Genomic DNA, 20,224 nt, shown 5'->3' with positions numbered 1-20,224 from the left:
CTTCTCCTGCTGGGCGGGGGAGCGGGCCATGCTAGCCGGGCCCCGCGCGGGCCGGACCGGCTACCGGTCCAGGGCTGTGCTCCCGACCTCGAGGGCTTTTTGGGTGCCGTGTGCGAGGCTGCCGGGAGTGCCGATGCGGGCCAGGGCGTCCCATTGCGCGGGGGTGACCATCGCGTGGACCTTGATGTCCTCCAGCGGGCCGACGGAGCCGTCGGGCCGCTGGCCGAACTCGGTGGTGCGGCCGGTCCACAGGTCGGTGAGCTGCTCAAGCATGCGCTGGTGCCATTCTTCGGGCAGGGGCCCGTGCTTCTCGGCGGCTGCCAGCGCGATCACCTTGGCGGCGGTACCGGAGGGGAGGGCGCCCAGTTCGCGGACGAGGAGTGCGAGGCGCTTGGCGAGGCCGTCGAGGGTGGCCGCGTACGCGTCGCTGCCGCTGTACAGCGCCTCGTGCACGTCACGGTGCATGTCGTCACTGATGCACTCGGCCGCGACATCCTCGATGGGCCGCTGCTGGATCTCGGCCGCGCGGCGCAGGCGCCTGGCGCTCTGGCCGGTCAGGCGCACGGTCACGGTCAGCTCGGCGTGCTCGCCCACGGCGTCGTCGGCAGGGCGTGGTGCGGGGGTGTCCATGGGCGCTGACCGTAGTGCCAGGCCGCCCGTGAGCGCAGCGCCTTCGGCCCGCGCAGAGGGCTCGACGTGCTCCGCGGTCACTGTCCTTGCGCCGGGATCGGGCACGCCGGGCGGGGCGCTTGTGGTGTCCGGCTGGGGGCTTGGGAGGAGTTGGTCGAGCCAGTCGCGGGCGGCTCGTGCGGCGCGGCGGATCATCTGCGCGTCGGCTCCGACGCGGGTGTGTATTCCGATGGTCCGGTTGATGCGGGCGTTGACGTCGCGGTGTGTGGCGCCGGTGGCCGCGACGAGCTGGTTCACCATCGCGGTCAGCCGCATGCGCGGCTCGGGCCCGGTGTCGATCTCATCGTCCCAGACCGCGTCCGGCTCCTGGTCGATCTCCGATTCGAACGCCGAGCATCGGCTGCAGAAGTCGAAGATGCCGTCGACTTCGGCCTTGCCGCAGGCCAGGCACACGTAGCCGTCGCAGGTCGCGCACAGGCTGGAAGCGCTGTCGGCTTCGCGGCCCCAGGCGCGTTCCTGGGAGACGCACTGGCCGGTGCACGGCCGCGGGACATAGTGCGCCACGGTGGCCGCCGGCTGCGCCTGTTCACCCCGTTCTTCGCGTGCGGCCAGTTCCTCTGCTTGGCGGGCGGCGTACTCGGTGCGCGCCCGGGCGCGGGCTTCCTGGCAGGCAGCCCATTCCGCCGGCGTGAGGTGGCTGGCGCACGCCACCACGGGGGCGGGAAGATCGTCGTAGCGGGGCCACTCGGCGGCCTCGCGTCGGCATAAGTGCCGGGTCGACTTGGCCCGGCGGGTACACGTCGCCATGCCGCACCTCCCAATTGATCGTGTGGCCGGGCATCAGCGCGGTGCCCAGCGGTTCCACGGCAGCATAGAAACCGGGACTGACAACTCCTTCCGGAATCAGGGAAGTTCGCTGGCCTGATTGCAGCGACCGGATGCACCGCCCAAGGAGCGGGGAGGGAAGAACCGGCAGCGCACAGGTCCGCGGCGCTTCCTTGTGCGGCCCGTCCTGAATTCGGCCGGAACTGGCTACCGAACGTATAATTGTATTGACGGTTGGTCATCGACTGGTCCAGCCTCTGGGGCTGCGGTACATGAAGCCGCGCTTCCCAGAGAGGAACTCATGGCCATGGAGCCGACGAAGGAACAGCACGCTGCCCGCGAGGTGTTCGCCTCCGGCCGGGACCTGGCCCTGGTCGCAGGCGCCGGCACGGGCAAGACCTCGACACTCATCCTGATGGGCGCCGCCACCCGCAAACGCGGGCTGTACGTGGCGTTCAACCGGGCGATCGCCGACGACGCCCGCGGACGCTTCGGGCCGAACGTCGAGTGCCGCACCGCGCACTCCCTGGCCTTCCGCGCTGTCGGCCACCACTACCGTGAGCGTCTGGACGCCTCGGCGCGGATACCCGCCAAGCACACCGCCCGCCTGCTCGGCATCACCCGCGACCTTGACATCAATTCCCGCCAGATCAAGGTCACTCACGCCGCGCGCCTGGTGATGGGCATGGTCCGCAAGTTCTGCTACACCACCGACCGGCAGGTCATGGCCCGCCACATGGAGCCGGTCAACGGCCTCGACGGCCCCGGCCAGGACCATCTCGCCCGCACCCTGCTGCCCTACGCACACCGTGCGTGGCAGGACATCTGCTCGCCCGCGGGCCGGCTGCGGTTCGAGCACGACCACTACATGAAGCTGTGGGCGATGACCTCCCCGCAGCTCGGGGCGGACTTCGTCCTGCTGGACGAGGCCCAGGACACCAACCCCGTCCTGGAGGAGGTCTTCCTCGCCCAGGACGCGCAGCGGGTGTGCGTCGGGGACCCCGCCCAGCAGATCTACGGCTGGCGCAACGCGCGCGATGTGATGACCGGCTTCCCCGCTGAGCAGCTGCGCCTGACCCAGTCCTTCCGCTTCGGCCCGGCCATCGCCGAGGTGGCCAACCGGTGGCTGGGACACGCCGAGTCGGAGATGCAGCTGACCGGCCACGGACCCGGCTCCCGTGTCGGCGAGGTGGCGCAGCCCGAGGCGGTGCTGTGCCGGGGCAACGTGGACGCGATGAGCGAGGTCCTGTCCTACCTGGAGCTCGGCATCCCGGTGGCGCTGACCGGCGGAGGCAGCGCGCTGCAGCGCATCGCCAAGGCCGCACTCGAGCTCAAAGCCGGGCAGCGCACCAGCCACCCGGAGCTGTTCTTGTTCTCCACCTGGGGCGAGGTGCAGGAGTACGCCGAGCAGGACAAGGCCGGCCAGGACCTCAAAGCGATCGTGCAACTGGTCGACACCTACGGCCCCGACCAGATCATCGCCGCGGTGGACCGCCTCTCACCGGAGGAGAAAGCGCAGGTCACCGTCTCCACCGCGCACAAGGCCAAGGGACGCGAGTGGCCGTCGGTACGCATCGGCAAGGGCTTCATGGCCCCGTCGGTGGACGACCTGGGTCTGCAACGCGCGCTGAACGCGAGCGAGGCCCGCCTGATCTACGTCGCGGTCACCCGCGCCCGCCATCTGCTGGACACCGAGGGCATCGCCTGGATCGACGCGTATGAAAAGACCATGGCCGACGCCGGCCGGGACGGCACGGTGGCCGGCCGGCCGATGATCGAGCTCAGTCTGACCGGGCAGCTGAAGTACGACTCCTCACCGATCTCGCAGTTCATGGTCGCCCACCTCTCGTACAGCCAGAACCTGGTGGGCGACTATCAGGCGCGCATCGCCGGCCTCCCTCACCCGGTGCAGCCGATCGACGTGCAGTACCCGAACTGGTCGGCCCTCGGGCACGCCGTCGACTACCGCCTGCGCCTCAGTCTCGGCGGGCGGCTCGGACTGGCCGTTGTCGCCGGTGTCATGCTCCTTGACGAGACCGGACCGCTGCGCGGAGCACCGGCGCGTGGGGCCCGCAAGGCCCTGCACACGGTGGGCCGGGAGCTGCTGGCCAGCGTCGACACCTGCCTCGCCGATCCCGGCAGCCTGGACGAGAACGCGCTCATCCGGCTGTGCTTCGTTGCCGGCTTCTTTGAGGACATCGCCCGCACCGGTGAGATCCGCCGCTTCAGCATGCTCAGCTCCGCCACCCCCGCCACGACCCTGGACGACCTCACCGCTGCGGTCCCCGAGTACGTTGTGACCGATATCGGCCAGCAGATGCGGCTCGCCGAGGGTCCGTTTGCCGCCTTCCGGGCCCTGCCGCAAAGGGCCCGCGTGTGCGGTCCGGTCTTCGCCGGCAGCGGCGACATCGGCGGCGCCGACGCCGACTACATCCTCGGCGGCCTGCTGCTGGACTGCAAAGCCACCAAGGACCCCCGCCGCCTGGGCCGAGAGGAGATCTATCAACTCGCCGGATACCTCCTGCTGGACTACGACGACCAGTTCGGCATCGACCAGGTGGGCATGTACCTCTCGCGCCAGGGCGGCCTGATCACCTGGGATGCCGCCGACTTCCTGCGTCGGCTCGGCGCGGCCATGCCGCTGGCGCAGCTACGCGAACGGCTCCGTCGGCACCTGCGTGAGGCTGCCCGCCGCTGAGGCCACTTCGCACCGTGCCGCACCCAGCGCTCCACTGTGCCCCCGGCTTCACGGGCATGACCTCAGATGCAGCGCACACCCGCAAGCTCCGCCAGGCAGTGATCCACAGCGCACGAAAGCGATGATTCGTTGATATACGCCGTACTTTGCTTCGGCAGTCAATGTCAGTGGCGGCGGATACCGTCGCACAGACACCAGCCAAGCGGGTCACGAACCGAGGCGGGACACCACCAAACGAACACGAGTTCTTGAGCGTGGAGGCGCCGTGGCAACAAAGGGGCGGGCGATGAGCCGACCGCGCATGTGGTGGCAGGAGGTCCATCCCGGCGACTGGGCCGCGTTCGCGCTGCCCGACGACCTGGTCCGGGAGCGGTACACCGCGCTGCTGGCAGCCCTGGAGGAACTGTCCACGCGCGGCCCGATGTCCACGCTGGCGGACGTCGCCGACCAGCTGCGGGCCATCGGCTACCACGACCCGCTTCCCGAGCCGGACCTGCTCAAGGCGCTGGACCAGCTGGCCAAGTGGGGCTTCGCCGAACCGTTCCGTGACTACGCCGCCCCCGTACGCAGCTACCAGGGCATGATCATCCGCCAGGAGGCGTGGGCGCTGACCCGCAAGGGACGAGGCATCGTCGCCGCCGTCCGGGCGGCCGTGGTCGACGCTCGCCGCGCGCTCCAACTGCCCAGCCGCCTGCTGGACAGCGTCGAGCACACCGTGCGCGGCATCCTTGAGCACCTCGGCGCCGACCACGGGTTGCTTCCCGTCGACCTGGAGGACGTCCGCACCCGCATCGACGAACTCCAGCGGGTCACCGCCGACTTCTACGCCGCCCTGGCGCAGATGGTCCAGTCCGACGTCACCGATGACGGCCTGTTCGGCGACAACCGCGACCGGGTTATCGAAGCGCTGCGCCAGTTTCCCCGCGAGTACGGTCGGGCACTGCGACGGGTCGAGGCCGCGCTGGGCGACCTGCAGGCGGCAGGTCCCCGCCGGATCGTCGAAGCCGCCGTGCCCCACGCCGGCCTGATCGACCCCGGTGACCAGCAGCACTGGGTCGACGAACGGGTGCGCCGTCTGGGAGACCTCCAGGCGTGGTTTTGCCCCGACGGCACCGTGCATCGCCTGATCGCCTCGGCCACCGGCGCCGTACACACGCTGTTGGTCGCCATCGACCGGCGCTACGCCGCGCGGCGGCGCGGCTCCGACCTGGGGGTCGACTTCCGTTCCCTCGCCTGCAGCCTCCACCGGCAGCCCACGCCGACCGAGGCACGGCGCGTGTATGCCGCGGCCTTCGGCGACTGGCCGGCCTGGCATGCGCTCATCGGCCCGGCAGAAGAAGACGTCGCCCACGGCACCGCCGCCGCGGCCGGCGCCGGCCGGCACCAGGTGGAGGTGACCTTGCGGGAACATGAGCGGCACGGCCCATCCAGCGGCCGGCCCCGCAAGGTACCCGACACCGCGGCTGAGCGCCAGGCCGCGCTGGCCGAAGCCGCAGCCGAGGCGGCACGGCGTCGGCGTTTCGCCGCGTTGCTGGCCACCGACACGGAGGTGGGGCTGGAGCACTTCGCCGGCCTGCCCACCGACGCGGCGGTCATCTTGTTCCGCGCCATCGAGGTCGCCTACGCCCAGATCGACCCCTCTACCGGCCGCGGGCAGGCCGAGGCCGACGGGGCAGGCGTCGTGGTCCACATTTGGCGCGGTGACCCGGACCGGACCGTGACCGTGGCACTCGCAGAGGGCCGACTGACCGGACCCGACCTGAGAGTACGGGTCACCGCCACCGACCATGCCGCCGCGAGTGATCGACCAGAGCGCGTCCCGAAGACATGGAGCGTGGCATGACGGCGCCGGACCTCCTCGATCCCGACCTGCGCGAGGCAGCCCGCCGGCTCATCGCCACCGGCCGTCTGCGCGCGGAGAGCGACCCGGAGCTCTACCGCGCCGCCGTCAAAGGCGGTGCGGCGCTTGCCCAGTTCTTCCGCGCCGAACTTGGCTGGCGCCTGGAGGTCCATGAAGTCGCCGAACTGGTCCGCCTCCACAAGCGCCGCGCCGACGTACCCGACGACCGCGGCCCCCATGTTCCCCGCGACGGCCGCGCCACGCAGATGGCTCCCACCGAGGTCCTGGTACTGGTCTGTCTGGTCTGCGAGCAGCTGTGGCGTCGTCCGCGCGTCAGTCTGCGCGAGCTGCTGCAGGCCGTCGCGCAGGTGTGCGCGGCCGAAGCTCCCGCTGGGCGGCTGCCGCAGTTCCGTATCGTGGCCTCCGACGGCACGGGCAAGAAGGAAGCCCGCGAAAGCCGCCGGCACCTGGTCGACGCCCTCAAGCTCCTGGTCGCTGAAGGATCGGTCACTGTGGACGCCGACCTCGACCGTGCCGTCACCGACGAGGACAGCGACCTGGTCGTCACGGCATCCAGAGACCGTCTCGCCGCCAAGTTCTCCTCGCTTTCCCCCACGTTGCTCGGTCTGGACGACCTCTCCCCGCAGCAGCACGCCGCCGCTCTGTCCGCAGAGTCGCTGCTGGACCACACCGCCGCTCTCGAACCATCGGGAGCCCCGACCCGGGACGAGCGGCGGCTGAAGGCGCTGCGCCGGCTCGTTGACGACCCCGCCACCGATCCCCATGACGATGCTGCGGAGACCACCGCCTACCTCCACACGCTCACCGGCCGTGAACGGGCCCTGAGCGTCGTGGCCTGCCTCGGGCTTGCCGCCACCGTCCGCCGCGACTGGTGGCAGACCACCGATCCGACGGGTCTGGGCAGCGGCATCGACTTCCCTCAGGGCCGCCGGACCGAGCGGCAGGCAGCCCTCGCCCTGCTCGCCGAACTGCCCCGCCGCGCCGCCCCCACTGGCCCACTTCCGATCACCGAGGTGACTGCCCTGTTCCAGCGGCACCGCGACGACCTGCCCCGCTGGGCCGCCGCCTACGACCGGCGCCTGCCCGCCCTGGCCCGCGCCGCCACCGCCGAACTCGTCCAGGCCGGGCTGCTCACCGCAGACCCCGACCTGACCGACCACTGGCACCCCACCCCCGGGATCTACCTGTGGCGTACCCACCTGCGACACCCTCCCCGTTCCGTGCCGGCCGAACCCGGCTTCTCACCGCCCCCACCGCGCCGCACGCAGGACAGGCAGGAACTTCACCCATGAGCGTCACCGACCATCCCACCGCGCACCCGGCCTGGGCCGTGCCCCTCGGCCAGCCCGGCGCCGACGGCCGCTGGCAGCCCACCCGCGCCGGTATCGTCAACTCCTGGGCCTGGGCCAGCGAGGACCTGCTGTTCGCCGACGGCTGGCTCACCCTGGCCGGCCCCAACGGCTCCGGCAAATCTCTGACCGCCTCCATGCTGGTCACCGTCCTGCTGGACGCAGACACCTCCCAGACGGCCCTGTCGGTGTCCGGCAAAGCGGCCGGCACACTCACCAGCCGCCACACCGACTTCAACGACCGGGAGGACCGTACCGGCGCCTGGTGGCTGGAGTACGGGCTGCGCGATGCGGACACCGGCGAGGTGACGTTCCTGACCACCGGACTGTGGCTGCGGGCAACCGGCGGCCACCTGCACCGCGCGTTCTTCCTTGCCCCCGGCCGCATCGGGGCCGACCTGCTGCTGCAACGCGACCGCGAGCCGGTCCGGATCGAGGACCTGGCCGGGCAACTGGCCGCCTGCGACGGAGAATTGTTCACCGCCTCACCCAGCCTGCGCACCAAGGCGCTGGCCCACCTGCCCGTCGTTGAGGACGAACGCGACTATCGGCCAACCATCCGCACCCGCCTGTTCGCCCCGCTCGACGAAGTCCAGTTCGACGCGCTCATCGCCGTCCTGCGCAGCCTGCGCAGTCTGCGCACCGCCGAGGCCATCTCGCCCACACGCATGCGCCAGGTACTCACCGACGCGCTGCCCGCCCTCGACACCGACAGCCTCACCCTGATCGCGGAGGCGATGGAACGCATCGCCGAACTGGAGACGCAACTGCAGCGCACCCACGAGGAAGCCAAGCTGCTTCAAAGCACCGACCGGGCCTACCGCCGCTACCTCACCACCGTCGCGCAAACCCAGGCCGCGGCGCTGACCGCCGCCAACACCGAGTTCGACGACCAGACCCGGCGGACACGGGAGGCGACTGCCCAGGTCCAGGCGGCCCAGGACGCCGAGGTGGCAGCTGACCAGGAGCACACAGCCACTCTCAGCCGGATCTCCGAACTCGAAGGCCGCCTCGAGGCAGCCGACAGCGAGCTGCGCGGCCACGCCGGGGCCGACCTGCCGCACCGGGAAATCCGGGCCGCCGAACTGGCTAAGACCGCCGACGAGGCCGCCGAACGTGCCAGGCAGGCCACCACCGACGCGAGCGCGGCCACCGAACAGGCCGACGGCTCGGCGGACCTTGCCCGCACCAGCCAGCACCATCTGGCCCACCTGGCGGATGAACTGCGCTATATCGCCACGACGCTGGGTGCCGAAGCCGCCATCGAACGCCTTCTGGCCGCCGCCGGGCAGCTGACTTCGGCCGACATCGGCAGCCAAACGGCCATCGATATCGACCCCCTGTGCGCAACTCCTGGGGCCTGGGCCGAAGCACGCACCAGCCAGATACGGGCGGTGGACGACGCGCTGCGCCGCCACCAACTGGCCCAGGAAGCCGAATACACGGCTGCCGAAGAACTGCGCGCCGCCGAAGACGACGAGGACACCCACCGCCGGTTCGCCGCCGAAGCCACCACCCACCGGCAACACACCGAGCACGAACTCGCCTCCCGTACCACCGAATGGTCAGCCGCCATCCGTCAGCTGGAACCCGCCCCCAGCGAACTCACCACCTGCGCCGACGACGAGCGCCGCGTGGACCTCGGGCAGTTGACCACCTGGCTCGCCTCCGCTGCCGCTGCGGCCCGGGCCCGCATCGACCTGCCCCGCCACCAGCAGACCGCCGCCACCGATGCCGCCCTGGCCACCGAGGCCGCCGCCACCGCCAAGCGAGCCCGCGCCGTGTACCAGGCCGCGCAGGCCACAGCCACCGAGGCCATGACCGCCTACCGCGACGCGCAGGAGACCGCCCGCGCCGAGACCGAGGAAGCCGAACAACAACGAGACCAAGCCCACGCCACCTACCAGCAGGCCGAGGACGCCGCGCGCGCCGACCTCGCTGCCGCCCAGCAGCGATGGAACGCCGGCGTGGACGCTGCCGCCCGCGCCGCCCGCACCTGGCTGGGGGACGTGCACCGCTGGCGAGCCGGCCTCGTCCATCTGTCTGCCGAGGCCATCCAGGTACCCCAGGCCCCCGCATCGGACAGCCCCGCGAACGACACCGAGACCTGGCTGGGCACCCTCCGCCCGGCCGACATCGAACTGATGGCACAGCGCGCCCACGCGGCCACCGCTCCGCGCCTGCACCACCACGCTGAGGCCGCCGAGCACCAGGCCGAACTCGCCGCCGCCGACGTCGCCGCCATCGAAGCCAAGCTGGCCGCAAGCCGCCAGGCCGCCGCCACCCCGCCTGCCCCGCCGTGGCGGACCCGCCAGGACCACGACGGCATCCCCCTGTGGGCACTGGTCGACTTCGCCCCCCACCTGACCGACACCGAAGCTAGCAGCCTCGAAGGCGCCCTACTGGTCGCCGGCATCCTCGACGCCCTGGTCACCTCAGACGGCAGCGCGGTGGCCGGCGACCTCACCCTCACCCCCACCCCCCACCCCACCGCCGGAACCACTCTGGCCGACCTGCTGCACCTCGAACCAGACCCGGCCATCGACCCCGACCGCATCCGGCGACTCCTGCACGCCATCCCCGTCGACACCCCCGGCAACGACCTGGCCACCGGCCGGCTGACATCCGGCGTGCTCACGGCTGCCGCCCCCGACGGCTACCGAGCCGCGTACATCGGCCGTACCGCCCGCGAGCGGGCCCGGCTGGAGCGCGTTGCCGCCCTCGAGGGCGACCTGGCCGCCGCCGAGCAGCTCCTTGACGCCGCGCGGGAAGAGGCCCGCTGCCGCCGCCAGGACATCCAGGCTGCCGCCGACGAACGCGACGCCTTGCCGAAGGCGGAGGCGCTGCTGACCGCCACTGAGACCGCGGCCCGGCTGCGGCGCGAGGCCGAGACTGTCCGACGACAGACAGACAGCCGTATCGCAGATGCCGGACACAGGCGCCAGCAGGCCCTCGCCGAGCTGCAGACCGCCGCCGTCGCCCGCGCCGCACGCCTGGCCGCCGTCGAACAGGAGCTGCGTCACGCCGAGCAGGCCGCCACCGACACCGGCACCCAGGCCGACCAAGCACACCAGACACTCGATCAGCGGCAGCAGGCCGCACAGCGCAGCGAGACTGCCCTGGCCGCAGCCGCCGACGCACAACAACAGGCGGACGCCGAACAGGCCGCCTTCCCCCTCGCCGCCCTCGCCGCCGCCCGCACCGCCCAGGAGGCCGAGGACGATGCAGGCGACGCCCTCACCCGATCCCGCAGCACAGTGCTGGCTGCCGCCGAACGGCACCGAACGGCCGGCGAGACGGTCAAAGGCGCCCTGCGTACGCTCAACCGACGGGCCACCCTGCCCGACGGAACGCTCCTGCCCACCGAGCCGGCCGCGCTCGACCACCATCAACGTGCAACCGAACAACTCGCCTCGCAGACCGAGACATGGAAACACGCCGCACTGCGCGCCACCGACCTGCTCCAGCGCGCCGGCCACGACGTCCGTGCGGCCACGCAATGGACGAGCCGCTGCGAACGCGCCCGCCAGGAGGCAGACGCCGCCCGTCGGGATGCCCAGCGAGAAGCCGCTGCCGTCGCCGAGATCCGCGCCCTGCACGGCGCCGAATACGAGCGGTTGCGGCAGCACCGCGCGAACACCGCCACCACCCTGAACCAAACCCGCACCCAGGCCGAGCAACTCCTCCAACGGCGCAGCAACGCCGCCGTACAGGCCGCCGCCGCCCAGGCGACACTCGAGAGCATCGCCCCCTACCGGCAGGCCGCCGAGAACCGCCGCGACGACTGCCTGCGCCAACTGGCCCGGCTCGCCGAGGAAAACCTCGCCACCGTGCCCGACGACCTGCCCACCGACGCCTCCAAACGGCCCGCTCACCTCACCGCCGGCCTGGCCTGGGCCCGCCGCCTGCTCGCTGACCGCCCCGCCTCCGCCGACCGCCTCGCCGCCCTCACCCAGACCCGCGACCGCGCCCTGGCGGGACTGGAGACCAGTGCCCGCACAGCGAACACCGCGCTGGTCCGCTTCGACCGCCAGGTCACCCTGATCAGCATCGAGAACAGCGACTGGCGCCGCGCCGTCGTCGCCGATCCAGGCGCTGTCCGCGGAGAAGACCTCCACACCGCCGTCCAGGCCCTTGAGGCCACCACCGGCCAACTCGAGGACGACCTGCGCGCAGACATCAAACAGACCTTGAAGACCAGCCTGTTCACCCGACTGCGCAGCGATGTGCGCCTGCGTCGTGAGGCGGCCCAGGAACTGGTCCGCAAGATCCGCTCCACCCTCAGCGAAGTCCGTACCGGCGTCGCAGGCGTCGGCGTCCAGGTCGAATGGACGGTACGCGAAGACGAGGACGCCCAGCGCATGGTGGACCTCATCTCCCAGCCGCCCTCCGACGCGGTCTTCGAGCAGATGTACGCCGTGCTGCGTCAGCGAATGGACGAAAAGGCCGGCGAGCCCTGGGCCGAGCGCGTCGCCCACACCTTCGACTACCGCGCCTGGCACGACTGGCAAATCTCCCTGACCCACGCCTCGTTCGGCGACGGCAGCACGGAGAAATTCCGCAAGGTGACCGCCCGCTCCAACCCGCTGGAGTCACTGTCCACCGGCGAGCGGCGACTGGCCACCATGCTCCCGCTGCTGGCCGCAGCATGGTCGATGTACTCCGGCGAAGGCTTCCACGGACCCCGGCTGCTGTCCGTCGATGAGATCGACGCAGCATTCGACGAACCCAACCTGCGCCAAGTCCTCGCGCTCCTGCGCTCCTGGGACTTCGACGTGCTCGCTACCGCCCCCTTCATGACCCCCATGATCAAACAGGAAGCCGGGCAGGTCATGGTCCACCAAGTAGTCACCGCCGGACGAAACCGGGTCACCGTGCCCTGGCTGTGGCAAGGCCACGGCGAACCACAGCCCCTCACCCTCGACCTGGCCCTGGATCAGGCCCATCGCGAGGAGCACACGTGAGCGCCGACCTCGGCCTGATTGCCGACGACCCCGACCTGGCCCCCCTGTGGACGGCCATCCACGACCGACTGTGCTCCGGCCAGGCCCCCGAGACGATCGCCGCCGTACGGGTGCCCACGTTGCCCCCGGCGGGAATCGCCACCCTGCGCTCCTGGCTGGACACCACCGCCCGCCGCCGCAGTGTCCGCTCAGCCGTCGCTGTCAGTGCGACCGGCGTCCGCGTGCCGCTCCGCGAACTACTGACGGTCCTCGGCCTGACCACCGAGGACCTGTCACCGCTGGTGGAACGCGCCGTCGGCCGCCCAGTGGAGGACCGCGCAGCAGACCGGCGCACAGCCGCAACGCTGCGCCAGGAACTGTGGGACTACACAAGCCGAGCCCTGCCGCACCTACCTGCCCTGGTGGCGCGGATGCGGGCGGCCGGCGTCGCGGACGACGACGCGGCCTCGATACGCCGCCTCGTCGACGCCATGGCTGCCGCCACCTCGCAGCTGCCGCACAGCCCCGCGGTCTCTCTGGCGAAGCTCTCGCACGACTGCGCGGGCGACCCGCACTACTTCGACCTGGACACCACCGCCGGCACCCGACTGGCCGCCGCAATCGCCGAACTGGCAGGGCGCCCCGAACCGAGCCGCCCGGACCTGGTCCGGGCGCTGCTCGCCGACTACGGAGTGATCGCCGACCGGCTGTCGGCCACCGTGCTGCTGTACCAGGTGCAGGCCGTGGGCGACGGGCCGGTGGACCGGCGGCTACGAGAGGCGGCCACACCAGTGGCGCTGACCCTGCTCGACCTGACCCGTACCCCGCCCACGCTCGCACCCCAGGTGCTCACCGTGGTCGAGAACCCCTCGGTCCTCGAAGCAGCCATGGCCTGCGACAGCCCGGGCCCGCTGGCGTGCACCTGCGGGCAGCTCGGCAGCGTCGACCACACCCTCCTGCAGCTCGCGGTCGACCAGGGAATCCACCTGAGATACAGCGGCGACCTGGACGGGAGTGGTCTGCGGATTGCCGAGTACGTGGCCCGCACGTACGGAGCCGAGCTGGTCGCGATGGACGCATCGACGGTTCAAGACGCGGGCCCCGAGCCCTCATCAGTCCCTCTCGGGCCGGCTCCTGGAACAGGAGAGGAGACCGTGTGGGACGCCTTGAGGGCAGGCGGGAGAGCGGTCTTCCAGGAGCACGATGCGGTACTGCGCCAGGTGCTGGGGCAGCCAGCGAGCCCGCCGGAGGCAGGCAGATGAGTGTCATCCACCCCAGATCGGCCAGGGGCTGATGCCCTACCGACGGAACCGGCGGTCCGCCCGCACCGAGGTGACGCGCACCTCGGTCATCGATGAGCACGACTGGATCACCGCGGACCGCGTCCGACCGGATCGGGGAGGCCCGCCCCCAAGCGAGCTGGCCTTCGAGCTCCGCCCCCTACAAGAAGATCTACCGTTGTGCGGCGTGTTCGCCGTTTTGCGGCCGCTGTGACCCAGGGCGCGCGACGATGAACTGTGATGCCGGGAAATGAGCCTGCTGGAGGAGGCCGTGGAAAGAATGGTGATCGGCGCTGACCATGTACACGCTGCGGCCACGGTCCGCCGTCGGCAGCGGCAGTTCGTGCCGCCGTCCGAGTTGTACCCGGTTGGGACCAGGGTCGACGCTGCCCTGGTGGACCAGCTGTTCTACGCGACGGTGGACGAATGCCCTGACCCCCACTGCCGTCCGCTGCTCCTCGACCGCGTCGCATACGATGTGTGGTCGACACGCAAACTGGTCGACTGGGCGTGCTACATCACGTCGGAGACGTACTGCGGGCTTCCCGCGGAACTCGTGGATGAGCGTGCGGCGGCGGATACCGTTTTCCGTCCCTCGGCCACCTTCCGCCGAATCGCCGCAGAATACCACAACTCAAAGGCGATCAACGCCATTTACGACGCGTGCACAGCCGCACAGCTCCGGGAAGCGGCGGACACCGCCGTAGCCCTGGTCGACGGACTCCAGGTATGGGGAGCGGACTTCCTCTATCAGTAACCTCCCTCTGCCCCGCGACGTGCAGCCGATACTCCCAAGGACCACCTGATGGCCACCGACCCCAGCTCTGCCGCCCCGGACAGCCCCCGCCTCTGGCCGCCGCCATCGCGCCCGTCCGCCGTATGCTGCGCTCCGGTCGGCAGGCGGCGGTTCACAGCAGGCTACCCGGCCCCAGGAAGCTGGCTTCGCGTGGTCAAATGGTGCTCGCGTGCGGCACGGGCAAGACGCTGATCGCCCTGCGGGCGGCCGAGGCCCTCGATACCCGGCTTCTGCTGGTGTGGTGCCGTTCCCGGGATCTGATCGGCCAATGGGCCCAGGCCGCCCGTGCGGACGGCCGCCGCGAGCCGCTGATGGCCGTGTCCTCACTCGAGGCGCACAAGCATCCCGTGCTGGCCGAGGCAGAAGCGAGCAGTACGGGGTCGGGGGAGTACCTCGCATACTGGCTGGCCCAGCGTGCCAAGAAGAACGAGCCGGCGACCGTGTTCGTGACCCTCGACTCACTCCTGCGGATCGAGGAGATCCAGCACTCCGTCTTCCCGGCTGCAGTCTTCGATCTCGCGTTCGCGGATGAGGCACACCGCACCGCGGGCGGCTGAGACAAGGGTTGGCCGGTGATCCACGACTCCTCCCGGGTCCGCACCAAGCGCCGCTTGTATCTGACCGCGACGCCGTATGAGTGGGAGGCGCCGCTGGCCGAGGCCCCGGATGCCCGCCCACGCCCGAAACGGACCTCGTACCGGCCTGGGAGTCCCCGTCCCTGATCGCCTGCCCCAGGCAGCCAGGCTGTAACGGCCACTCAACCTTCGCTGCGAGAGATCAGTCTGCCAGGCCCCTGGAACGCCATTATCTGAAATGCACGCCATGTGCACGCTGTTCGTGCGTTGAACGTACGCGAATCGTGCGGTTCGTGGGGTAGGCTTCAGGTCGGGAGGTGCTCCATGTCCGAGTTGTTCGACGCGGTCGATGCGCTGCTCGCGTCCCGCGCCGTCCTTCCGCCGCCGGCGGAGCGGAAGAGGTTGCGTGCTGCGCACGGTCTGACGATCGACGAGGTGGCCACCGCGCTGAAGGTGCGCCGGGCCACGGTCAGTGGCTGGGAGTCCGGCAAGACCGAGCCCCGCCCGCCGGAGCGCGACGCGTATGCGCGGCTTCTCGACGGGCTCGCGAAGCTCTACCCCGCCCCGGCCAACACCGGTGCGGCGGAGCAGGACGCGGCGGTACCGGCGATGTTCGCCGCCCCCGTGGCCCCCATGCCGGAAGCTCGGGCTCTGCCCACAGACCCGGCCTGCGGTGCTGCGGCCATGACGACGGCACACGAGAACACCCAGACCCCTGCCCCCACCGTCGCTCAGGCGACCGCATTCCGTCCGGTGCGCACCGCCGGGCCGGCGTCGACGTCGCGCCGTCCGGGCGCGCGGAAGGCGGCCCCGGCCGGGACCCCGGCGGGCGGGGGCGCTGACCCGCGGTTCGAGAACGGTCCGCTGGCGGTCCTGGACGTCGACGCTGACGGGCAGGTGCTGGCGTACTGCACCGGCGGCCTGGTCCTTCATGTGCCCGCCAAGTCCCTGCCGTCCCTGGTGGACTGGACGCTCAAGGAGGCCAAGCTGGGACAGCCGAAGCTCTCCGGCCCCGGAAAGGACGCCGACCCGCTGCTCGTCCTCACCGAGACCGTGCTGGAGCGCTACGGCCTCCCGGCCACGCTCACGGAGCAGGAGCGGCTCTCCGGCCGGCTACCGGAGGGCCACAAGGTCATCAAGCAGCTGGTCCGCGCGGAGTGGAAGCTGACGAAGAGGGGCTTCGGGCCGTGGGCGCGGATCTACCGCCCCGCGCAGGGCTCGGAGCGGGCCTGCGTGCAGTTGTGCATCCCCTCCTGGAACGCGCTGGACACCCGGCACTGGGGTGAGGCCGGGCAGCTCCCGCCGGCGGAACTCGCCCAGATGTTGGGCGTGTACGCCTCCAGGGTGATGACGCCGCGCGGATCGACCGCCGTGACCGGCCTGGAGCTGATGACCGCGCTGCACCCGCCGACCCGGGCCTCCGAGCCGGACGCCGACGGCAAGCGGCACTCCGAGCACAACCCCGGTTCCCTGGGCAAGGACCCCGTCGACTGCGCGCCGTGCGAGGCTCCCGACGGGCATCCGCTCCTGGCGGACCTGCCCCGCTTCCACGTCCGCGGCCCCGACGAGAAGCTGTTCGAGGAGGCGTACGACTGGGCGCGCCCGCTCACCGACGCCGAATGCCTGCGCCGCCACCTGGTCGGTATTGACGTGAACCTCGCGTTCGGGGCGGGCGCCAACGGATTGACCGTCGGTCTCGGGGCGCCCACGCACGTCAAGAACCCGGCGTTCGACCCGAAGCTGCCCGGCAGCTGGCTGGTCGACCTGAGCCACGTCGACCTGTCGAAGGTGAAGGTCGGGAAGGAGTGGGCGGAGCTGGACGGCACGCTGCTGCCCAGCCCGTTCACGTGGAAGGGCGAGCGCCCCGAGGGGCCGGCCTGGTACGCGACGCCGACCGTGGCGTACGCGGTGGAGCTCGGGTACGAGGTGCGGCCGACCGAGGCGTGGGTCCGGTACGACAACGGCCGCTACCTGGACGGCTGGTACAACCGGCTGCGTGACGCTTACCTCGCCACGATGGCCGATCTCGGCGTCGCCGCCGACCTCGCCCCGGAGGACTTCCTCGCCGCGATGGACGGCTACAAGAACCGTGACCCGGAGCTGGGACTCGTCGTCTCGGCGATCAAGGCGACGGTCAAGGGCGGCCTGGGCAAGCTCCGCGAGCGCCCGCGCGGGGAGAACTGGCGGCCGGGCGAGCCGTGGCGCGCCCTGTCCCGCCCGACGTGGCGGCCGGACATCCGCGCGGCGGTCATCTCCCGTACCCGGATCAACCTGCACCGCAAGATCGTCAAGCACGCGTCGTTCACCGGGCAGTACCCGGTCGCGATCCTCTCCGACTGCGTCGTGTACGCGGTCGACGGCGAGTCCCCGCTGGACTTCCTGCCGTACCGGGAAGGCAAGCCGCTGCCGGGCGGCTTCAAGCTCGGGGTCAACCCCGGGCTGGTGAAGCACGAGGGCACGCAGAGCGTGCTGTGGGGCGAGGGCGTACGGGAGCAGTTCAAGGCCCCGGAGCTCAACCTCGCCCGGTACATCAAGGACGGCACCGTCACCGACGCCGACAACGGAGAGTAGGAGAGGGCGATGAGCCTGTTCGGGGACGGCTTGGACGCCGCGGTGCAGAAGGCGTTCACCCGCCCGGCGCCCAAGAGCGCGGGCGCGCAGATGCGGTACCTCGTCAAGCAGCTGGGGAGCACCAAGGCGGTCGCCCAGATGCTGCACATCTCCCAGCGCACCGTCGAGCGGTACGTGAAAGACCAGATCAAGAAGCCCCGCGCCGACCTCGCCACGCGCCTGGAGCGCGAGGTGAAGAAGCGGTGGCAGCCGCAGATCAGGGCCAAGGCCCGGCAGAAGGCGGCCACCACCGGCGGCATCGTCATCGACACCCGCGCCCGCATGGGCTACACCGCGCCGATCGGGTCGACGGACCAGGACCGTATCCGGCACCTGACCGTCGCCCTGCCCCCGCAGCACGCCGCCCGCCTTTTCGAGGCCCAGGAGGCCGGCGCCAGCGAACGCGAACTCCAGGAAATCGCTGCCGAAGCGCTCAAGGAGGTGTACTTCCAGGACAACGGCCGCCGCGCCGGCAGCCTGGAGGAGGTCCGTTTTACGGACATCGAGCACCTGGAGTTCGGGCTCTAGCAACCGCGCCCAACGGCAGACGGCTTCCGCTGGTGCAGGTCGTCCCCGCGTTCCGACAGCGCCCTGAGCGAGACTGTCAGCCGCATCTCCTGCTCGACACCGGGCCTGTCGCCTACCTGCCCGAACTGGAGCGCTGACCGCACAAGAGCCAGGGCCTGACTCCCCGGGGTCTCTCCGCACTTCGCGTGTCCGGACGGTTCAAACGGTCAGCCGGAGACGGCGTCAGGCCCATTCCACGCCGAGCTCGCGCAGCGCGGCCAGCTGTTCCTGGTCGAGCTTGTCGCGGCGGGTCTTGGTGTTGGAGACCCACACGCCCAACTTCACGTTCACCGGCTCGGCCTCCCCGTCGACCGCGATCAGTTCACCGTGGCCCCTTGGCACCGGCCGGTGGGCGCCCTCCCGCTCCACCCACTGCGCCAGGGCTGCCAGGCCCCGCTGGAACGCCTGCTGCGCCTTGCTCGGGCCCTTCTCCGTGTGGGCGGGAGACGACGGCTCAGCGGGCGTCACGCCCAGCCGGGTGAGGCGCTCTTGTTGTTCGGGCAGGAGCCGTGCCCAGGTGCCCGGCTGTTTCTGCTGCTTCAGCCACTTCCCCAGGTCGTCGCCGTCCATCAGTACGCCGGGCTGGATGTCGGGGAGGTGCCCGTCGGCGTCGGCGAGGTCTGCGAGGACGCGGTGGTGGCGTTGCCAGTCCAGCGGCCATGGGCAGTCCCAGTCCGGGTCGATCTCCGTCAGCTGCGCCGCACGTACGGCGGCCCGCTCCGGGTCCTTGCCCAGGCCGTTCTTCGCGCCCTTGCGCCGGAGGTTGGTCATGTGCTGTCCGACGGGCACCATCGCCTGGCCCTCGCCCCACACTGCGTCCTGCCTTGGCGCGAGGTGTCCGGTGGCGCGGTGGTGGGAGCGGAGCGCGGCGAGCTTGGTCTCCCAGGCTTCCTCGCCCGGCTCCCACACCATCCCGGCTTCCGGCAGGTCGAGGAGCTCCTTGCGGTGGGGGTCGAGCTCACCGGCACGCAGCGCTTTTCGCTGTTGGTGGACCCATCTGCCCAGGGGGAAGTCCGGCGTCGCGCCCACTGTCGCCTCGGTGTCGTAGGGGACGGCGTGTAGGCCGGTGATCTCGTTCTCCTTCCGCCAGCGGATGAGGGCTTGGTAGCCCTCGAGCCAGACCAGGGACTCGGGCCGGATGACGCGGCAGCGGGTCAGAGCGGCGATGTCGGCGGCGTCGCGGGGGCGGGCGAAGTTGACCACGACCTGGGTGACGCGCTCGATCTCCCGCTGCGCCTCATTGGTCTCCTCGTCGTCCCCGCCGCCGGTTCCTCCTGCGGGGGCAGGGCGGACGTGGAGGCGCCGGCGTTCGGCGCCGCGGGTCAGGGCACGCGAGGCGAGCTGCTCGACGAGGCGCTCCGAGTGCGAGCGCAGGGCCTGGAGGATGTCGACGAGGGGCTGGTAGCTGGCGGAGGCGACCATGTCCTTGGGGTCCTCCCCGGGCTGCAGGAAGATCGGGATGATGATCCGCGCGACCTTCGTGCTGCCGTCCGGATTCGGGCGCAGCGCCCGCCCGATGTTCTGGACGATGTCGACCTGGGAGCTGCGCGAGCCGACGATGCACACCGCTTCCACACCGCGCAGTCCGGTGATGTCGACGCCGACGCCGAGGGCGCGTACGGAGGCGAGGAACGCCCGATGGACTCGCCGGTTCGCGGCGTTGATGCCGTTTGCGAACTGGCGGATGAGCTCGCGCCGGTGGGCGATGGGGTGGTCGCCGCACAGCCAGCCGGCCCAGACCCGGTCCGGGGGCACGTGGCGACCGTCCTCGAGCTCGTACAACTGGGCGTCGACGGAGGAGGCGGGCAGCTCCTCCGCGTGAGCGAGAGCGGCCTCGGACGCCTCGGTGGCGTAGAGCTCGGCCGCCGTACGCGGCATCTGCTCCGCGAACGCCTCGGCTTCCTCGACCCGTTGATGGAAGGTCATGACGGTGTGCAGGTTCATCTGCGCCGCGTGCTCCAGCAGCGCGGCCTGGAGCAGCGCTAGCCGCCGGCCGCGCAGAGCATCCTCGGACAGACCCAGGATCGGGTCGGGGTCCCGGATCTCCAGCACGTCGATCTCGAACCCGGCGAGGATCGCCCGCTCGATGG

Annotated in this window: 11 protein-coding genes; 9 read left to right on the top strand and 2 right to left on the bottom strand. The window is 71.1% G+C overall.

All coding sequences use genetic code 11. From position 1 onward, the window contains the following. Positions 1 to 60 precede the first annotated feature (60 nt). Positions 61 to 1,437: a hypothetical protein gene (locus D7M15_RS00080; RefSeq protein ID WP_121515590.1), complete on the bottom strand. Its 1,377-nt coding sequence runs from the start codon at positions 1,435 to 1,437 to the stop codon at positions 61 to 63. A gap of 325 nt (positions 1,438 to 1,762) precedes the next feature. On the opposite strand from D7M15_RS00080, the gene D7M15_RS00075 reads away from it, so the two are divergent. The 9 genes from D7M15_RS00075 to D7M15_RS00035 all read left to right on the top strand — a co-directional run bounded on the left by D7M15_RS00075 (position 1,763) and on the right by D7M15_RS00035 (position 18,095). After that, positions 1,763 to 4,153: a UvrD-helicase domain-containing protein gene (locus D7M15_RS00075; RefSeq protein ID WP_240649061.1), complete on the top strand. Its 2,391-nt coding sequence runs from the start codon at positions 1,763 to 1,765 to the stop codon at positions 4,151 to 4,153. Between the two features lie 286 nt (positions 4,154 to 4,439). After that, complete coding sequence (locus tag D7M15_RS00070; RefSeq protein WP_121515588.1) at positions 4,440 to 5,996, top strand: DUF2397 family protein; 1,557 nt, start codon at positions 4,440 to 4,442, stop codon at positions 5,994 to 5,996. Next, entirely contained in the window at positions 5,993 to 7,306 is a 1,314-nt protein-coding gene (locus D7M15_RS00065) for a DUF2398 family protein (protein WP_121515587.1), read from the top strand. The genes D7M15_RS00070 and D7M15_RS00065 overlap by 4 nt, the downstream gene beginning before the upstream one ends. Then, the gene (locus D7M15_RS00060; protein WP_121515586.1) at positions 7,303 to 12,327 is read left to right on the top strand and encodes an SbcC/MukB-like Walker B domain-containing protein; all 5,025 of its coding nucleotides are present in this window, start codon (positions 7,303 to 7,305) and stop codon (positions 12,325 to 12,327) included. Before D7M15_RS00065 ends, D7M15_RS00060 begins: the two co-directional genes overlap by 4 nt. Beyond that, on the top strand, positions 12,324 to 13,568 hold the full coding sequence (locus tag D7M15_RS00055) for a TIGR02679 domain-containing protein (RefSeq protein ID WP_206337292.1): 1,245 nt from the start codon (positions 12,324 to 12,326) through the stop codon (positions 13,566 to 13,568). Before D7M15_RS00060 ends, D7M15_RS00055 begins: the two co-directional genes overlap by 4 nt. 268 nt (positions 13,569 to 13,836) lie before the next feature. Beyond that, entirely contained in the window at positions 13,837 to 14,343 is a 507-nt protein-coding gene (locus D7M15_RS00050) for a hypothetical protein (RefSeq protein WP_121515585.1), read from the top strand. Positions 14,344 to 14,540: 197 nt separating this feature from the next. Further along, positions 14,541 to 14,939 carry a DEAD/DEAH box helicase family protein gene (locus tag D7M15_RS28805; RefSeq protein ID WP_240649060.1) on the top strand — a complete coding sequence of 133 codons (399 nt, stop codon included), beginning with the start codon at positions 14,541 to 14,543 and terminating at the stop codon, positions 14,937 to 14,939. A 342-nt stretch (positions 14,940 to 15,281) separates the two neighbouring features. After that, a complete protein-coding gene (locus D7M15_RS00040) occupies positions 15,282 to 17,528 on the top strand; it encodes a helix-turn-helix transcriptional regulator (RefSeq protein WP_121515584.1) in 2,247 nt (748 codons plus the stop codon). Between the two features lie 9 nt (positions 17,529 to 17,537). Next, positions 17,538 to 18,095, top strand: coding sequence for an XRE family transcriptional regulator (locus tag D7M15_RS00035; RefSeq protein WP_121515583.1), 558 nt, complete (start codon positions 17,538 to 17,540; stop codon positions 18,093 to 18,095). A 222-nt stretch (positions 18,096 to 18,317) separates the two neighbouring features. Here D7M15_RS00035 and D7M15_RS00030 read toward each other — a convergent pair. Continuing rightward, positions 18,318 to 20,224 (bottom strand): helicase associated domain-containing protein (locus D7M15_RS00030; protein ID WP_121515582.1); only part of this gene is annotated, 1,907 nt, incomplete at its 5' end.

This window comes from Streptomyces sp. Z26 (genome assembly GCF_003665095.1).
Classification (GTDB): Bacteria; Actinomycetota; Actinomycetes; order Streptomycetales; family Streptomycetaceae; genus Streptomyces; species Streptomyces phytohabitans.
Note: the sequence above shows the minus strand (reverse complement) of the source record. Positions and strands in the feature narration are given on the sequence as shown.